Source organism: Segeticoccus sp., assembly GCF_035708005.1.
On the sequence record NZ_DASSTI010000074.1, the window covers coordinates 91,989 to 107,328 of the forward strand.

The following is a 15,340-nucleotide window of genomic DNA, read 5'->3' on the forward strand; positions in this document are numbered from 1 at the left end:
ACGCCCTCCCGTCGTGTGCGCCCTGGCGCTCCAAGCGTTGTCGCTCAGGCCCTCTCGGTGACGCCGGCGGCATCGAACGTCGCCACCTCCCGCAGGACCCGCGCGGCCGCCTGCACGAGCGGGACGGCGAGCGCGGCGCCCGAGCCCTCCCCGAGCCGGAGGCCCAGGTCGACCAGTGGCTCCAGCCCGAGGTGCTCCAGCGCCACCGTCGCGGCCGGCTCGGCCGACCGGTGCCCGGCGACCCAGTAGCCGACGGCGTCCGGGCACAGCGCGTGCGCCACCAGTGCGGCGGAGCAGGCGATCACCCCGTCCAGCACCACAGGGGTATGCCGTGCCGCAGCTCCCAGCAGCAGCCCCACCAGGCCGGCGTGCTCCAGTCCCCCCACCGCGGCGAGCACGTCCATCGCCGACGAATCGCCGCCGATCCCGTTGCGTTCCAAGGCCTGTCGCACCACCTGCACTTTCGTGCGCAGCACGTCGCCGTCGACACCGGTCCCCCGTCCGGTGACCACCTCGGGCGACGCGCCGGTCAGGGCGCCGATGAGCGCCGCCGAGGCGGTGGTGTTGGCGATCCCCATGTCGCCGGTGACCACCAGCCGGTGCCCGTCCCGGACGAGGCGCTCGGCGACCTCGATCCCGACCTCGACCGCCTGCACCGCCTGCCCTGTCGTCATGGCCGGACCGAGCGTCATGTCGGCCGTGCCGCGGGCAACGTTGCGTGACAACAGTCCCGGAGCCTCCGGCACCTCCGCGGCCACTCCGACGTCCACGACCACCACCTCGGCGGCGAGCTGCCGCCCGAGGGCGTTGATGACGGCGCCGCCGGCGAGGAAGTTCGCCACCATCTGCGCGGTGACCTCCTGCGGCCACGGCGTGACGCCTTGGGCGTGCACACCGTGGTCCCCGGCGAAGACGGCGACGGCCACGGGCTCGGGCAGCGGAGGCGGGCACACGGCATACATCCCGCAGAGGCGAGCACCGAGGTCCTCGAGCCTGCCGAGCGAGCCCGGGGGCTTGGTGAGGCGCGACTGCCGCTCCTGCGCGGCGCGGACGGCGTCCCCGTCGACGGGGCGGATGGCGGCCAGGGTCTCGGTCAGCAGCGACGGCACGGGTTCTCCTTCGGGTCGGCCGGAGCCTACATTGGCGGCCATGACGCCCTCCGAGATCAACGCCGCCCTGCCACTGCTCGATGAGTCCTGGGGGCGCGCCCTGTGCGTCGTGGCCCATCCGGACGACCTGGAGTACGGCACCGCGGCGGCGGTGCACCGTTGGGTCGGGCAGGGCAAGCAGGTGTCCTACCTGCTCGCCACCCGCGGCGAGGCGGGGATCGACGGACTGTCGCCGCAGGAGGCGGCGCCCCTGCGCGAGCAGGAAGAGCGCGACGGCGCGCACCACGTCGGCGTGGACGTGGTGGAATTCCTCGACCAGCGCGACGGAGTCGTCGAGTACGGCCTGGGCCTGCGCCGCGACCTCGCCCGCGCGATCCGGCGGCACCGCCCCGAGGTCGTCGTCGGCATCACGCACCGCGAGCGCTTCATGGGCGGTGGCACCAACCAGGCCGACCACCGGGCGGTCGGTTTGGCCGCCCTCGACGCCAGCAAGGACGCCGGCAACCGGTGGATCTTTCCCGAGCTCGCCGAGCAGGGGCTCGAGCCGTGGTCCGGGGTGCGGATGGTGTGCTTCTCCGGCTCTCCCGAGCCGACCCACGGGCTGGACGTGACCGGTCACCTGGAGCCGGCCGTCGCCTCGCTGGAGGCGCACCGGCAGTACCTCGCCGGACTGTCCGGTGGCCACCCGGCACCGGCCGAGCTGCTGCAGACGATCCTCGGCGGGGCCGGCGAGCGACTCGGTGTGGAGCACGCCTTGCTGTTCGAGGTCTTCGACCTCTAAGTAATCGGCTCCCACCACGGGTGGGTCGTAGCCGTCGAAGAAGGCGCGCGGCGGCCGACCAGCGGGAGGCCACGGGCGATGCCACAGTGGAGGGCATGCGTTCGGAGACCTTCAGCGTGCGGACCGGCAACCGGGACACCGTGCTCGACCTCACCCGTCAGTGCGCGTCGTTCGCCGGCGAGGAGGGCGACGGGCTGCTGCACGTCTTCGTGCCGCACGCCACCGCCGGCCTCGCGATCCTCGAGACCGGCGCCGGCAGCGACGACGACCTGCTGGCAGCGCTCGGTGACCTGCTGCCGGCGGACGACCGCTGGCGTCACCAGCACGGCTCCCCGGGACACGGACGCTCCCACGTGCTGCCGGCGCTCGTGCCGCCCTACCTCACGGTGCCCGTGCTCGACGGACAGCTGCAGCTCGGCACCTGGCAGAGCATCTGCCTGGTCGACCTGAACGTCGACAACCACGAGCGGCAGGTCCGGCTGTCCTTCCTGGCGGGCTGAGCCCATGGCCGACCAGCGGGAACAGCGCCAGCAAGAACAGGACCGACAGGAGCAGGACCGGCAGGAGCCGCGCCCCCAGCCCCATCAGCCGGACCAGCGCCGGGTCCGGCCGGTCGACATGGGGCCGGCAGCCAGCGGCTCCGGGGAGGGCGAGAGCACCAGGACGGTGCTGATCGCCTTCGGCGCCAACCTGATCATCGCCCTGGCCAAGAGCGCGGCCGCGTTCTTGAGCCACTCGGCGTCGATGATGGCCGAGGCCGCGCACTCGTGGGCGGACACCGGCAACGAGGTGCTGCTCATCGTGGCGGACCGGCGCTCGCGCAAGGCGCCCGACCGCGACCATCCGCTCGGCTACGGCCGGGAGGCCTACGTCTGGTCGCTGTTCGCGGCTATGGGGCTGTTCATCGCCGGGTCCGTGGTCTCCCTCTTCCGCGGCGTCCAGGAGCTGTTGCACCCCGAGCCCGGCGGCGACTTCCTGATCAGCTACATCGTCCTGGCCGTGGCGTTCATCTTCGAGGGCATCTCGTTCACGCGCTCGACCAAACAGGCCAGACCGGAGGCGAAGTCGCTGCAACGGGACCTGATCGACCACGTCCTGGAGACCTCGGACCCGACGCTGCGCGCGGTGTTCTTCGAGGACGCCGCCGCACTCATCGGCCTCGTGCTCGCCGGCGGCGGCCTCGCCCTGCACCAGGTCACCGGGAACCCGGTCTTCGATGCGCTCGGCTCCCTGCTCATCGGGCTGCTGCTCGCCGGCACGGCCTACATCCTGCTCGACCGCAACCGCGAGTTCATCGTCGGCGAGGAGGCCGCCCCGGCGGTGCGTGCCGCGACCATCAGGTCACTGCTGGAGATGCCCGAGATCGACCGGGTCACCTACCTGCGCCTCGAGGTCGTCGGCCCGCGGCACATCTACGTCGTCGGGGACGTCGACGTCACCGGCGACGAGGCCGAGCCGGAGGTCGCCCGGACGCTGCGCTACCTCGAGGCCCGGCTGCGTGAGTCGCCTGCCGTCGTCGACGCGGTGCTCAGCCTCTCGGTCAAGGACGAGCCCAGCATCACCGAGTGACGCCGCCGCCGAGTCCCAGCAACCGCAGCAGTGCTCGGGTGTCGAGGTGCTCCTCGACCGCGTCGGCGAGCCGCTCCAGCATCTGCTCGCGTCGCTGCGCGAAGCCCGGCGCGTCGGTCCGCGCAGCCCACCGCACCCCCGCCTGTCGCGCGGCCTCGGTGAGGAACGCCCGCCGGAACCCGTCGTTCTCGAACGTCCCGTGCCACGTCGTGCCCCACACCGCACCGCGACGCCACCCGTCGAGAAACGGCTCGCACTCCCCCGCGGCAACGGCCCCGCCCGCGGAGCGGGCTGCCCCGGGGGTCGCGCCCGCCAGTTCCACAACGCCGTGGTGGATCTCGTATGCCGTCACGGCGTGACCGCGCCACGCACCTGCCGGTGTGCCCAGCCGCTTGGCACGCTCGAAGCGCACCGTGGTGGGCAGCAGTCCCAGCCCCTCGGCTGCGGCCGGCTTCCCCGCCTCGACCCCGTCCGGGTCCTCGATGCGCTCGGCCAGCACCTGGTAGCCCCCGCAGACCCCGACGACCGGCCGGCCCCGCGCTGCCCGAGCCCGCAGGGCGCGGTCCAGCCCCCGCTCACGCAGCCACGCGAGGTCGGAGAGCACCGCCCGCGAACCGGGCAGCAGCACCAGGTCGGCCCCGGCGACCACGTCGGGGTCGGCAGTCACCCGCACGTCGACGCCCGGTTCGGCGGCGAGCGCGTCGACGTCGGTGGTGTTGGAGATGCGCGGGAACCGCGCGACCGCGACCGACAGCACCCCGCATCCGGATTGCGTGCCCGCCCGGTCGTCCGGGCCCCCGCCAGACGCGAGCGGCGGGCCTGACTCGGCACCCGACCAGCCGGCCACGGCGAGGGCGTCCTCACCGTCCAGCCACACGTCATACAGGAAGGGCAGGACGCCGAGGACCGATCGCCCGGTGCGCTCCTCCAGGGTGCGCAGACCCGGCTGCAGCAGACCGAGGTCGCCGCGGAACTTGTTGATGATCCAGCCGTGCACCAGTTCGGCGTCGGCCGGGTCGAGCAGGGCAAGCGTGCCGTACATCGCGGCGAGCACCCCGCCCCGGTCGATGTCACCGACGACCACCACGGGCAGGTCCCTCGCGCGGGCGAGGCCGAGGTTGACGTAGTCGCCTTCGCGGAGGTTGACCTCGGCCGGGCTGCCGGCGCCCTCGGCGACGACGACGTCGAACCGGGACGCGAGGTCGTCGAACGCCGCAAACGCATGCTCTGCCAACGTCACCCGCGCAGTGGCCCACTCCCCCGCCCGCAGCTCACCCCAGGGCCGGCCCAGCAGCACCACGTGGGAGCGCAGGTCCGAGCCGGGCTTGAGCAGCACCGGGTTCATCGCCGCCTCGGGCACGGCCCGGGCGGCCAGCGCCTGCAGCCACTGCGCCCGGCCGATCTCCGCGCCGTCGACGCAGACCATGGAGTTGTTCGACATGTTCTGGCTCTTGAACGGCGCCACTCGCACGCCACGGCGGGACAGCCACCGGCACAGCGCGGCCGTGACGAGGCTCTTGCCCGCGTCGGAGGTGGTGCCCGCGACAAGCAGACCACGTCCGGTGGTCGGGCGCGGCGCCGGCAACGGGTCCATCGGTGCTCCTTCGCTTTGACGCCGGGGTGGCGCGCGTGGGACTGTTCGGGGTACCGAACGCCCGCGGTCAGGGGAAGCCGGTCGAAATCCGGCGCTGACCCGCAACCGTGGGCCGTCGCGGCACCGCCACCGGCTGGGCCGACCCGATCCCAGGGACCGCCCCGCTCGGGGACACTGTGCCACGACGGCGAGCCGGAGCACCTACGGCGGGCATCGGCTCCCTTTGTCCGTCGTGGTATGCGGATCGGAGCTGCAGAGGCGATGGCGCCCGTGCCACCGGACTCTCCCGCCCCCGTCCGCGAGGAGGTCTGGAATGTCTCTCTCGCGTGCGCATCGTTCCCCGCGGTCGTCCCGACCGCTCGCGCTCGTCACCCTCGCCGCCCTCGTGGCGGCCCTGTTCACCGCACTCGTGCTCCCCGCCGGAGCCGCGCACGCCGCGTCCTACCGCTTCTGGGGCTACTACCACCTGCATCAGGGCACGTGGCAGTTCGCGCAGAAGGGCCCCGACCAGGTCACGCCCAAGAACGGCAGCGTCGAGGGGTGGCGCTTCGCCCTCGCCGACCAGAGCACGCCGCGGTTCCCGCGGGCCACCCCGAGCTTTCAGGACATCTGCGGCAGCACCACGGCCGCTACCGGCAAGAAGCGGGTCGCGGTCGTGCTCGACTTCGGCCGCCCGGTCGACGGCGGCGCCGGGGCCAAGCCCCCTGCCCCCAAGGCCGACTGCGCGGTCGTCGACTCGGCGGCCAGCGGCGCGGAGGTACTCGCCGCGGTGGCGCAGGTGCGGTCCGACAAGGGCCTCATCTGCGGCGTGGACGGCTACCCGCAGAGCGGTTGCGGCGGTGAGGTGAAGAGCGTGCCGGCCGCGGCGAAGGCCCCCGACAAGAAGGTCACCCTCGCGCCGGCCTCCACCACCCCCACCGCGAGCGCGTCCGCGTCGACCACGCAGGCGGCGGGCGGCCAGTCGACCAAGGCAGCCGGCAGCAACACGTCCACCAGCCAGACGTCCAGCAGCAGCTCGGGCAGCTCCACCGCCACGTGGGTGGGCTCCGCCATCGCCATCCTGATCGTCGCGGCCCTGGCCGTCGTGACGCTGCAACGACGCCGCCGGGACTGAAGGACCCGGGTCCCGTCGTGCGCGCCGCCGACCGCCTCGGACTGCCCCGCCTGCTCCACCCCGTCGCGTGGTGGGCCTGGGGGCTGGGCCTGGCGACGGCTGCCTCGCGCACGACGAACCCGGTCCTGCTCCTGCTCGTCCTCGCGGTCGCCACGTGGTGCGTGCTGGAGCGGCGCGAGTCCGGACGGCCCGGGACCTTCGCGATGTTCCTGTGGATCGGGCTGTTCGCGATCGTGCTGCGGGTGGTGATGGCGGCGCTGCTCGGCGGCGGGGTCACCGGCCGGGTGGTCCTCTTCCGCCTGCCCGAGATCCCGCTGCCCGCCTGGACCTCGGGAGTCCGGGTCGGCGGCGCGGTCACCGCCGAGGGCCTGTATGCCGCCGCGTGCGAGGGACTGCGCCTCGCCGCGATCCTCGTGTGCCTCGGTGCCGCCAACTCCTTGGCGAGCCCACGTCGCCTGCTGCGCTACCTCCCGGCCACCCTGTATGACGTGGGCACGGCCGTCGTGGTCGGCCTCACCTTCGCCCCGCAGCTGGCGCACGAGGCGGCCCGGGTCCGGGCCGCCCGCCGCCTGCGGGGCCACTCCGGCAGGGGGCTGCGTGAGCTCGCCCGGCTGCTGGTCCCCGTCCTGGAGAACGCCTTCGAGCGGTCGATGGAGCTGGCCGCCTCCATGGAGTCGCGCGGCTACGGCCGGGCCGTGCGGCGCAGCACGGGCAGCCGCCGCACCGCCAGCACGCTGGCCCTCGTGGGCCTGCTCGGCGTCGTCGCCGGGCTCTACGGACTGCTGGACGCCTCCACCCCCGAGCTGCTCGGCTTGCCGCTGCTTCTCGCGGGGGCGCTCGTCGCCACCGCGGCGCTGTGGGCCGGCGCTCGACGGGATCGGCGCAGCGGCTACCGGCGCGACCCGTGGGGCCTGCCGGAGTGGGGCGTGCTCGCTTGCGGCGTCGCGCCCGCCGTGGTCCTGGTCGTCGCCAGCGGACGAGCCTGGCCGGGGATCGTCCCGGTCCAGGTGCCGCTGACCTTCCCGGCGGTGCCGGTCGTGGCCGTGGTCGGCATCGCCGCGGCGGCACTGGCGGCCACCGTTTCTCCTGTCCCGCCGCGCCGGGCCGAGCTGCGGGCGGCGACGTCGGGCGCCACACCCACGGCGGTGTCGCCGTGATCGCCCCGGTGATCGAGCTGCAGGACGTCACCGTCCGGTTCGACGGCCGGGACCGTCCTGCGCTGGACGCGGTGTCGTTCGCGGTGCCCGAGGGCGAGCTGGTGCTCGTGGTCGGCCCCACCGGCAGCGGCAAGTCGACCCTGCTGCGCTGCCTGAACGGCCTGGTGCCCCACTTCACCGGAGGGCACCTGGCCGGCCACGTCGTGGTGGTCGGACGGGACACCCGTGAGCACCGGCCGCGCGACCTCGCCGACCTCGTCGGCATGGTCGGGCAGGACCCGGCCTCCTCGTTCGTCACCGACACCGTCGAGGAGGAGATCGCCTACGGCATGGAGCTGCTCGGGCTCGGCCCGCAGGCGATGCGCCGGCGCGTCGAGGAGACGCTCGACGTCCTCGGGCTGGCCGACCTGCGGCACCGGCCGCTCACCGAGCTCTCCGGCGGGCAGCAGCAGCGGGTGGCGATCGGTGCCGTCTTCGCCGCCGGACCACGGATCCTCGTGCTCGACGAGCCGACGTCGGCGCTCGACCCGGTGGCCGCCGAGGACGTCCTCGCCGCCCTGCACCGGCTCGTGCACGACCTCGGTGTCACCGTCGTGCTGGCCGAGCACCGGTTGGAGCGGGTGATCCACCACGCCGACGACGTGCTGCTCGTCGACGACGGCCGCGTGTCCTCGATGCTGGCGCCCGAGGAGGCCATGGCCGTCTCCCGGGTCTACCCGCCGGTCATCGGACTCGGGCGGCTCGCGCACTGGTCGCCGCTGCCGCTGTCCGTGCGCGACGCCCGGCGCCGGGCGGGCGAGCTGCGCGGGCGCCTCGACCCGGACGCGGCCGTGGCAGACCCGCGCACGGCCACGGCCAGCGCGACGGATACGACAGCGAACGACGGCACGGCAGCGAACAACGGCACGGCAGCGAGCAGCGGCGCGGGCGGGGCCACCGGCACCACAACGGGCAGCATCGCGCACCTGCGCCGCCTGCTCGTGCACCGCGACACCGTGACCGCCCTGCGCGACGTCACCCTCGACCTCGCCCCCGGCTCGGTCACCGCGCTCATGGGCCGCAACGGCGCCGGGAAGTCCACGCTGCTCGCCACGCTCGCCGGACAGCTGCGCCCCACCGCCGGGGTGGTCTCGGTCGACGGTGTCGTCCCCGCCGAGACCGCACCAGCACAGTTGGTCAAGCGGGTCGGGCTCGTCCCGCAGGACTGCGAGGTGCTGCTCTACGCCGACTCGGTGGCCGCCGAGTGCGCCGGCGCGGACGCCGACTTCGGCGTTGCCCCCGGGACGACCGCGGCGCTGCTCGCCCGGCTCGCCGGCGACCTCGACCCCGCCACCCACCCCCGCGACCTGTCCGAGGGACAACGGCTCGCCCTGGCCCTGTCGATCATCCTGGCCGGGCAACCGCGGGTCCTCCTGCTCGACGAGCCCACGCGCGGGCTCGACTACGCCGCCAAGGCGCGACTGGCCGGCATACTGCGGGAACTCACCGGGCGTGGGCACGCCGTGGTGCTGGCCACCCACGACGTCGAGATCGTCGCCGACGTGGCCGACCGGGTGCTGATCCTCGCCGAGGGCGAGGTGGTGGCGGACGGGCCGGCCCCTCGGGTGCTGACCGGCTCCCCCGCCTTCGCGCCGCAGGTCGCCAAGATCCTGCAGCCGCTGCCCTTCCTCACCGTGGACGCCGTCGCCGAGGCCCTGGAGCGTGCCTCGTGAGCCGCGCGGCCGCGCCCCTCCGCCGCGAGCGGCCGGCGCCGGCGCCCCCCACCGGCGAGGGCCGGGAGCCGTTGCGCTTCCGGTGGCCAGCTGCGGTGAGCCTCGGGCTGGTCAGCCTCGTCGGCGTGGCGGCGTTCGGGTGGCCGTTCGTGGTCAGCTCGCCCCAGGCCCTCGCGCACGGGCAGGACGCGCCGTGGTTCTTCGCCGTGCTGCTCGGACTGCTGGCGCTGGTGGTGCTCGCCGAGATCGCCGCGGGCGGGCTGGACGCCAAGACCGTCGCCGTCCTCGGCGTGCTCACGGCGGCCGGTGGCGCGCTGCGGGTCGTCAGCGCCGGCACCGCGGGGCTGGAGCCGATGTTCTTCCTCATCGTCCTCGCCGGGCGGGTGCTGGGGCGCAGCCTCGGTTTCGTCGTGGGCGCCCTGGCCCTGGTGACCGGCGCGTTCCTCACCGGCGGTGTCGGGCCGTGGCTGCCGTTCCAGATGATCTGCATGGGGTGGGTCGGGCTCGGTGCGGCCCTCCTGCCCCCGCTGCGGGGTCTGCCTGAGCGGCTCCTGCTGGCCGGCTACGGGCTGGTGTCCGGGATGCTCTACGGTGCCGCGATGAACCTGTGGTTCTGGCCGTTCATGGGCGCGAGCGCACCGCAGGGCGCCGGCTTCGTGCCCGGTGCCGACGCCGCCACCAACCTGGGCCACTACGCCGTCTTCTACGTCGCGACCTCCCTCACGTGGGACCTGCCCCGCGGGCTGCTCACCGCCGCGCTGGTGCTCATCGCCGGCCGGCCGGTCCTCGGCACCCTGCGCCGGGCGGTCCGCCGGGCCTCGTTCGGGGCCGCCCCGACCTTCGGCGAGACGTCGCCGTGACGCGCACCCTCGTGCTCGGTGGCGCGCGCAGCGGCAAGAGCCGGCACGCCGAGGCCCTCCTCGCCCGACACGACGTCGTCACCTACGTCGCCCCGGGTCCGCCCGTCGACGACGCCGATCCCGAGTGGCGGCAACGCGTGGAGCGCCACCGCGCCCGGCGACCGCACGCGTGGCGCACCGCCGAGACCGGCGACGTCGCCGCGGTGCTGCGCACCGCGGACAGCCCCGTGCTGGTCGACTGCCTGGCCACCTGGCTGACCCGGGTCGTCGACGACGTGGACGGGTGGCGCCGGCCCGATGGCGTCTCCGCTCACGTGGCCGAGCGCACCGAGGACCTGCTCGCCGCGTGGCGATCGGCGGCGTGCGACGTGGTCGCCGTGACCAACGAGGTCGGTATGGCGGTCGTGCCCGCGACCGCGTCCGGTCGCCTGTTCCGCGACGAGCTCGGCCGGCTCAACGCCGCGGTCAGTGCCGCCAGCGAGCGGGTGCACCTCGTCGTCGCCGGCCGGGTGCTGGACCTGTCGGCGTGCCCGGTGGTCGGGCCGTGAGCAGGTCCTCGGAGGGCGGGGTGTCCGCCTCCGCCGCGCGGCGCGGGCGGGCGGGGCGCCCGGTCTGGCTGGACGGCCTGCTGCTCGCGGTGGGGACGCTGACGGCGGTGCCGGTGCCGCCGCCCAGCCGGGTGGACCGCCGGGTCGCCGGTCACGCCATGGCCCTGGCGCCCGTGGCGATGGTCCCGGGGCTGGTCGTCCTCGCGGTCGCCGAGGTGGTGGCCATGCTCTCCGGCATGGCGACGCTGCTGCTCGGCGCGCTGGCCGTCGCGGCCCTGGCCCTGTTCACCCGCGGGCTGCACCTCGACGGGCTGGCCGACACCGCCGACGGCCTGTCCGCCGGCGACGACCGGGAGCGCGCCCTCGCGGTGATGCGGCGCAGCGACATCGGGCCCTCCGGGGTCGCCGCCGTCGTGCTCGTCCTGCTCGTGCAGGTCTCCGCGCTCACGGTCCTGTTCAGCTCGATCGTCGGCGGGGCGCTCGCGTGCCTGTGCCTGCTGCTGAGCCGCCAGCTGTTGGCCTGGACCTGCCTGCGGGACGTGCCCGCCGCCCGCCCGGAGGGTCTCGGCGCCACCGTCGCCGGCAGCGTGGGCACCGCTGCCGCTGCCGTCGGGCTGCTGGTCGTCACCCTGCTCGGCATCGGCGGGGTCCTGCTCTCCGGTGCGCAGGCACTCTGGTGGCTGCCGGTGCCCACGGTGGCGGTCGGCATACTCACCGGATCGCTGGTCACGCGACGTGCGGTGCGCCGGCTCGGCGGGATCACCGGGGACGTGCTCGGCGCGGTCGTCGAGATCGGGTTCACCGCGGTGCTGGCGGCGGCCGCCATCCTGGTGGGGGTCCTGTCGGTCTGAGCGGGCCGTGCCCGGAGGCCGCGCCGCGCGGGGACCGGACCGACCCCTCGCCCGGCGAGAAGTGTTGCGCCCACCGGCGGGGCGCGGGAAGGTGTGCGGTGGCTCGTTCAGCCCGGTGAAGGAGACCCACCATGCACCCTGCTCGTCGTCCCCGTCGTCGAATCCTCCTCGGTGCCGGCTGCGTCGCCGCCGCTGCCGCCACCGCGCTGGCCACGGCCGGCCCACCCGCGGCCGCCGGTCCCGGCGGTGGGGCCGGGCACGAGCCGAAGCAGCCGGTCGCGACCGGCCGGGGTGGCGCGGTCGCCTCGGTCGACCTCGACGCCTCCCGAGCTGGTATCAGCGTCCTGCGTCGTGGCGGCAACGCGATCGACGCTGCAGTGGCGACAGCGGCGACCCTCGGGGTGACCGAGCCGTTCGTGGCCGGCCCCGGTGGCGGCGGCTTCATGGTCGTCTACCTGGCCAAGCAGCACCGCGTGATCACCATCGACGGCCGCGAGACCTGCCCCGCAGCCTGCACCACGGACCTGTTCGTCGAGAACGGGAAACCGTTGGGGTTCGAGGAAGCGCGCCACTCCGGCCTCGCCGTCGGCGTCCCCGGAATGGTCGACACGTGGGCGCAGGCCGCGAAGCGCTACGGCAAGCGCAGCTTCGCCCAGGACCTGCAACCGGCCATCCAGCGCGCGCGGCGCGGGTTCATCGTCGACGACACGTTCGTGCAGGAGACCAAGGAGTCGCTCGCCGACCTGCAGGCCTTCACCTCCAGCCGCCGGCTCTTCCTCAAGGACGGCCAGCCGCTGCCCGTCGGGACCCGGCTGCGCAACCCGGACCTCGCACGCACCTACCGGCTGCTGGCCCAGCACGGCCCGCGCTACCTGTATGACGGTCCGCTGGCCACGGCGATCGCCCGCACCGTCCAGCACCCTCCCGTGTGGAAGGGCACCCCGCTGAACGTGCGACCGGGCATCATGACGACCAAGGACCTGGCGCGCTACCACGCCGAGGAGCCGGCGCCGACCCACGTGGCCTACCGCGGCTACGACGTCTACGGCATGCCACCGCCCTCCTCCGGCGGGTCGACCACCGGCGAGGCGCTCAACATCCTCTCCGGCTATCCGATGTCGAGCGAGTCGCGCGCGCTGGCGCTGCACCACTACCTCGAGTCCCTGCGCTACTCCTTCGCCGACCGCAACCGCTACGTCGGGGACCCGGACTACGTGGACGTGCCGTTGCACGGGCTGCTCGACCCGGCGTTCGCGGCGACGCGCCGGTGCCTGATCACCGACCAGGCCGCCGCGAGCCCGGTCGCACCCGGTGACCCTCACCCGCCGTACACCGGCTGCTCATCTGGTGGCACCGCCGCGCCGGCCCCCGACCACGAGCAGTCGACGAACAACATCGTCACCGCCGACAAGTGGGGCAACGTCGTGGCCTACACCAACACGATCGAGCACTTCGCCGGGACCGGGATGACGGTGCCCGGCTACGGGTTCCTGCTCAACAACGAGATGACCGACTTCGACTTCGTCCCGGCGACCCCGGGCACTCCGGACGTGAACCTGCCTGCCGGCGGCAAGATCCCGCGCTCGAGCATGAACCCGACGGTGGTGCTGCGCGACGGCAAGCCGGCCTTCGCGGTGGGCAGCCCGGGCGGCGCCACGATCATCACCACGGTCCTGCAGATCCTCATCAACCGCATCGACTTCGGGATGTCGATGGAGCAGGCGATCGCCGCTCCGCGCGTGGGCAACTTCAACACCCCGACGAGCTTCGCCGAACAGGCGTTCCTCGACTCGCCGGTCGCGAAGCAGCTCGAGGACGAACACGGGCAGAAGTTCAGCCTCGTCACCGGACCGCTCCAGCTGGACAAGGAGATCGGAGCCGCGACGGCGGTGGAACTGTTGAGCGGCAACCGCTTCCGGGCCGATGCCGAGCCGGTTCGTCGTGGCGGCGGGTCGGCCCTGGTCGTGCGACCGAACTGACCGATCCCCGTCACCGACACCGAAACCGCCGGTGCCGCCGTGTTCCCGTCTCGGCAGCGTCGCCCTACGAGGTCCCGGCGAAGCGGTCCGGGAACTGGGCCACGATGCCGGCCGTGAGCATGTCGGCCATCTGCAGCATGTGGGCTTCGGCCGCGTCGTAGTCGACGATCGACTGGGCGTAGTGGCCTGTGAGCTGTTCGCCGGCGTAGGTGATCGTCTGGGTGATGTGGCGACGCATCATCGTGCGCATCTCCGCCCGCTGCCAATGCGGGTTCGCCCCGGCGAGGAAGTCGGCAATCTGTCGGGCGTTGGCGTACCACGCGACGACGGCGGTGTGCAGCGCCGCAGCGTCACCGGCCCGGGCAGCGACCAGCACGGGAACCGCGTCCTTGATGTGCGTGGTCAGCAGGGCGGTGAGCCGCGCAGCGGCAGCCTGGCCGTAGTAGGGCTCGATGGCGGCGCCGAGGTCAGCCTGGTTGGTGAGCAAGCGGTCCAGCGTCGGCGGCAGTCCCCTCGTGTCGGCCGCGAAGGCCGCGACCGTCGCATAGGTCCATTCCATGTGCTGCTCCCAGAGCAGCCGCATGCGCGTCCGCAGGCGTTCCTCGCTCGTGCTCCGGTGGACGGTCCGGAAGGACGAGGGCTGCGTAGCCCGCAGCTGGGCGGGCTGGGCGGAGACGGGGATGGCCTCGCCTTGGGCCTGCACGAGACCGCATCCGGACAGGACCACGGCCAGGGTGAGGCCGGCCGCGCCGGCAGCCGTACCAGCGCGCAGGGTGGAAGGTCGTCGCACGTTCATCGGGGTTCCTTTCGACGGATCGTGCCCCGTGAGTGTCGCCGGGCCCGCCGTCTCTTACCGCGATGACCGCGATGACCGCGAAGAACGGTCGGGAATGCTGGGTCGGTAAGAACTGTCCCCGTCGCGACACCAACAGCTGTGCCTCAGCGTGGTCGATCGTGGTTGCCCGCCATGGCTGGCCGCGCGCATCCTTGGGACCAGGGCCGACCGCCCGGAGTGAGGTGAGGGCATGACCGCCGTTCCTGCACGCCAACGCTCCATCCCGGTCGGCTTCCCCATCGACCCGGAGCAGTGGGCGGGAGCGACCGACGAGGACTGGGTGGCCGTGCTGAGCCTGCCCGGCCCGGATCGCGACGAGGCGATCCGCGTGCTGCACCGGCTGCTGCAGCGTGCCGCACGCCACCAGGTCGGACGTATGCCGGCAGCGGTCCACCTGGGTGCCACCCAGCGTGAGGAGATCGTGCAGACGGCGGCCGACGAGGCGACGGTGGCGGTGCTCAGGAGGCTGTCCTCGTTCGAGGGACGCAGTCGTTTCACCACGTGGGCGTTCAAGTTCGGCATCCTGCACGCTGCCGTCGAGGTGCGCCGGATGACCTGGCGCCGGCGGGAGGTCGACCTCGCCCTCCTCGCCGAACCGGTCGCGACCAGCGCCGGGCCCGACCGCATTGTCGAGGGCGCGGCGTTCACGACTGCGGTCGCCGAAGCCATCCAGCGGGTGCTCACCGACCACCAGCGGCTGGTCGCGCTGGCCCTGCTGGTGCACGAGGTGCCGATCGACGTGCTGGCCGAGCGGCTCGGCAGCAACCGCAACGCGGTGTACAAGACGTTGCACGATGCCCGGGTCCGGCTGCGTGCCGAACTGACCCGGACCGGATTCCTCGGTGAGGAGGGGACATGATGACCCGGCGGCCGCACACCATCAACCTCGAGGGCGCCCGGCGTCTGACCCAGGACGCGGAGCCGTTCCTGTCGTGCGACGACTGCTTCGACCAGGTGGACGCCGTCGTCGACGACCTCCTGGATGGCACGGGTCTCCCGCCCGCCCCGTTCCGCGCGCACCTGGCGGGCTGCCCCGGCTGCCACGAGGAGGCCATGGCACTCCTCGCCCTGGTCGCCGCCGACACCGGACGCGACCCCGCCGGGGCGCTGCGACGCCTCGAACGGCTGGTGGCGGCGCGCAGCTCCTGAGGCCGGGCCCGGGCTGGGCGCGTTTCCCATCGGACAGACTGTGGAGGGTGGGCGCGCCGACCGGCGGTGCGCACGACGTCGG

At 73.8% G+C, this 15,340-nt stretch carries 15 protein-coding genes; 12 read left to right on the forward strand and 3 right to left on the reverse strand.

What is annotated here, in order from left to right; translation table 11 throughout:
* Nucleotides 1-44: 44 nt before the first annotated feature.
* Nucleotides 45-1,109 (reverse strand): nicotinate-nucleotide--dimethylbenzimidazole phosphoribosyltransferase, encoded by a 1,065-nt coding sequence (gene cobT, locus VFL99_RS08490; protein WP_325105908.1) that lies wholly within the window; start codon nt 1,107-1,109, stop codon nt 45-47.
* 40 nt (nt 1,110-1,149) lie between these two features.
* On the opposite strand from cobT, the gene VFL99_RS08495 reads away from it, so the two are divergent.
* From VFL99_RS08495 to VFL99_RS08505, 3 genes are all read left to right on the forward strand, one after another.
* On the forward strand, nt 1,150-1,890 hold the full coding sequence (locus tag VFL99_RS08495) for a PIG-L deacetylase family protein (protein WP_325105909.1): 741 nt from the start codon (nt 1,150-1,152) through the stop codon (nt 1,888-1,890).
* Nucleotides 1,891-1,985: 95 nt separating this feature from the next.
* Complete coding sequence (locus VFL99_RS08500; protein WP_325105910.1) at nt 1,986-2,390, forward strand: secondary thiamine-phosphate synthase enzyme YjbQ; 405 nt, start codon at nt 1,986-1,988, stop codon at nt 2,388-2,390.
* Nucleotides 2,391-2,394: 4 nt separating this feature from the next.
* Entirely contained in the window at nt 2,395-3,459 is a 1,065-nt protein-coding gene (locus VFL99_RS08505; RefSeq protein WP_325105911.1) for a cation diffusion facilitator family transporter, read from the forward strand.
* On the opposite strand, the gene VFL99_RS08510 is transcribed toward VFL99_RS08505, so the two are convergent.
* On the reverse strand, nt 3,449-5,053 hold the full coding sequence (locus VFL99_RS08510) for a cobyric acid synthase (RefSeq protein WP_325105912.1): 1,605 nt from the start codon (nt 5,051-5,053) through the stop codon (nt 3,449-3,451). The genes VFL99_RS08505 and VFL99_RS08510 overlap by 11 nt on opposite strands.
* 313 nt (nt 5,054-5,366) lie before the next feature.
* Here VFL99_RS08510 and VFL99_RS08515 point away from each other — a divergent pair, with 313 nt between their 5' ends.
* From VFL99_RS08515 to ggt, 7 genes are all read left to right on the forward strand, one after another.
* Nucleotides 5,367-6,167 carry an SCO2322 family protein gene (locus tag VFL99_RS08515; RefSeq protein WP_325105913.1) on the forward strand — a complete coding sequence of 267 codons (801 nt, stop codon included), beginning with the start codon at nt 5,367-5,369 and terminating at the stop codon, nt 6,165-6,167.
* A gap of 17 nt (nt 6,168-6,184) precedes the next feature.
* Entirely contained in the window at nt 6,185-7,324 is a 1,140-nt protein-coding gene (locus VFL99_RS08520) for an energy-coupling factor transporter transmembrane component T (RefSeq protein ID WP_325105914.1), read from the forward strand.
* Complete coding sequence (locus VFL99_RS08525; RefSeq protein WP_325105915.1) at nt 7,321-9,036, forward strand: ABC transporter ATP-binding protein; 1,716 nt, start codon at nt 7,321-7,323, stop codon at nt 9,034-9,036. Before VFL99_RS08520 ends, VFL99_RS08525 begins: the two co-directional genes overlap by 4 nt.
* A complete protein-coding gene (locus VFL99_RS08530; protein ID WP_325105916.1) occupies nt 9,033-9,896 on the forward strand; it encodes an ECF transporter S component in 864 nt (287 codons plus the stop codon). Before VFL99_RS08525 ends, VFL99_RS08530 begins: the two co-directional genes overlap by 4 nt.
* Nucleotides 9,893-10,444 (forward strand): bifunctional adenosylcobinamide kinase/adenosylcobinamide-phosphate guanylyltransferase, encoded by a 552-nt coding sequence (gene cobU, locus VFL99_RS08535; RefSeq protein ID WP_325105917.1) that lies wholly within the window; start codon nt 9,893-9,895, stop codon nt 10,442-10,444. The genes VFL99_RS08530 and cobU overlap by 4 nt, the downstream gene beginning before the upstream one ends.
* Nucleotides 10,441-11,295, forward strand: coding sequence for an adenosylcobinamide-GDP ribazoletransferase (locus VFL99_RS08540; protein ID WP_325105918.1), 855 nt, complete (start codon nt 10,441-10,443; stop codon nt 11,293-11,295). The genes cobU and VFL99_RS08540 overlap by 4 nt, the downstream gene beginning before the upstream one ends.
* A 131-nt stretch (nt 11,296-11,426) precedes the next feature.
* The gene (gene ggt, locus VFL99_RS08545; RefSeq protein ID WP_325105919.1) at nt 11,427-13,274 is read left to right on the forward strand and encodes a gamma-glutamyltransferase; all 1,848 of its coding nucleotides are present in this window, start codon (nt 11,427-11,429) and stop codon (nt 13,272-13,274) included.
* 64 nt (nt 13,275-13,338) lie between these two features.
* Here ggt and VFL99_RS08550 read toward each other — a convergent pair whose 3' ends face one another.
* On the reverse strand, nt 13,339-14,070 hold the full coding sequence (locus VFL99_RS08550; protein ID WP_325105920.1) for a hypothetical protein: 732 nt from the start codon (nt 14,068-14,070) through the stop codon (nt 13,339-13,341).
* Between the two features lie 229 nt (nt 14,071-14,299).
* On the opposite strand from VFL99_RS08550, the gene VFL99_RS08555 reads away from it, so the two are divergent.
* Nucleotides 14,300-14,968: an RNA polymerase sigma factor gene (locus VFL99_RS08555; protein ID WP_325105921.1), complete on the forward strand. Its 669-nt coding sequence runs from the start codon at nt 14,300-14,302 to the stop codon at nt 14,966-14,968.
* A complete protein-coding gene (locus VFL99_RS08560) occupies nt 14,965-15,258 on the forward strand; it encodes a hypothetical protein (protein ID WP_325105922.1) in 294 nt (97 codons plus the stop codon). The genes VFL99_RS08555 and VFL99_RS08560 overlap by 4 nt, the downstream gene beginning before the upstream one ends.
* Nucleotides 15,259-15,340: the final 82 nt, after the last annotated feature.

Bases quoted from the DNA above. Each gene is read 5' to 3' on its own strand.
- VFL99_RS08495 (WP_325105909.1), top strand. From the start codon at position 1,150: ATGACGCCCTCCGAGATCAACGCCGCCCTGCCACTGCTCGATGAGTCC.
- VFL99_RS08500 (WP_325105910.1), top strand. From the start codon at position 1,986: ATGCGTTCGGAGACCTTCAGCGTGCGGACCGGCAACCGGGACACCGTG.
- VFL99_RS08505 (WP_325105911.1), top strand. From the start codon at position 2,395: ATGGCCGACCAGCGGGAACAGCGCCAGCAAGAACAGGACCGACAGGAG.
- VFL99_RS08510 (WP_325105912.1), bottom strand. From the start codon at position 5,053: ATGGACCCGTTGCCGGCGCCGCGCCCGACCACCGGACGTGGTCTGCTT.
- VFL99_RS08515 (WP_325105913.1), top strand. From the start codon at position 5,367: ATGTCTCTCTCGCGTGCGCATCGTTCCCCGCGGTCGTCCCGACCGCTC.
- ggt (WP_325105919.1), top strand. From the start codon at position 11,427: ATGCACCCTGCTCGTCGTCCCCGTCGTCGAATCCTCCTCGGTGCCGGC.
- VFL99_RS08550 (WP_325105920.1), bottom strand. From the start codon at position 14,070: ATGAACGTGCGACGACCTTCCACCCTGCGCGCTGGTACGGCTGCCGGC.
- VFL99_RS08555 (WP_325105921.1), top strand. From the start codon at position 14,300: ATGACCGCCGTTCCTGCACGCCAACGCTCCATCCCGGTCGGCTTCCCC.
- VFL99_RS08560 (WP_325105922.1), top strand. From the start codon at position 14,965: ATGATGACCCGGCGGCCGCACACCATCAACCTCGAGGGCGCCCGGCGT.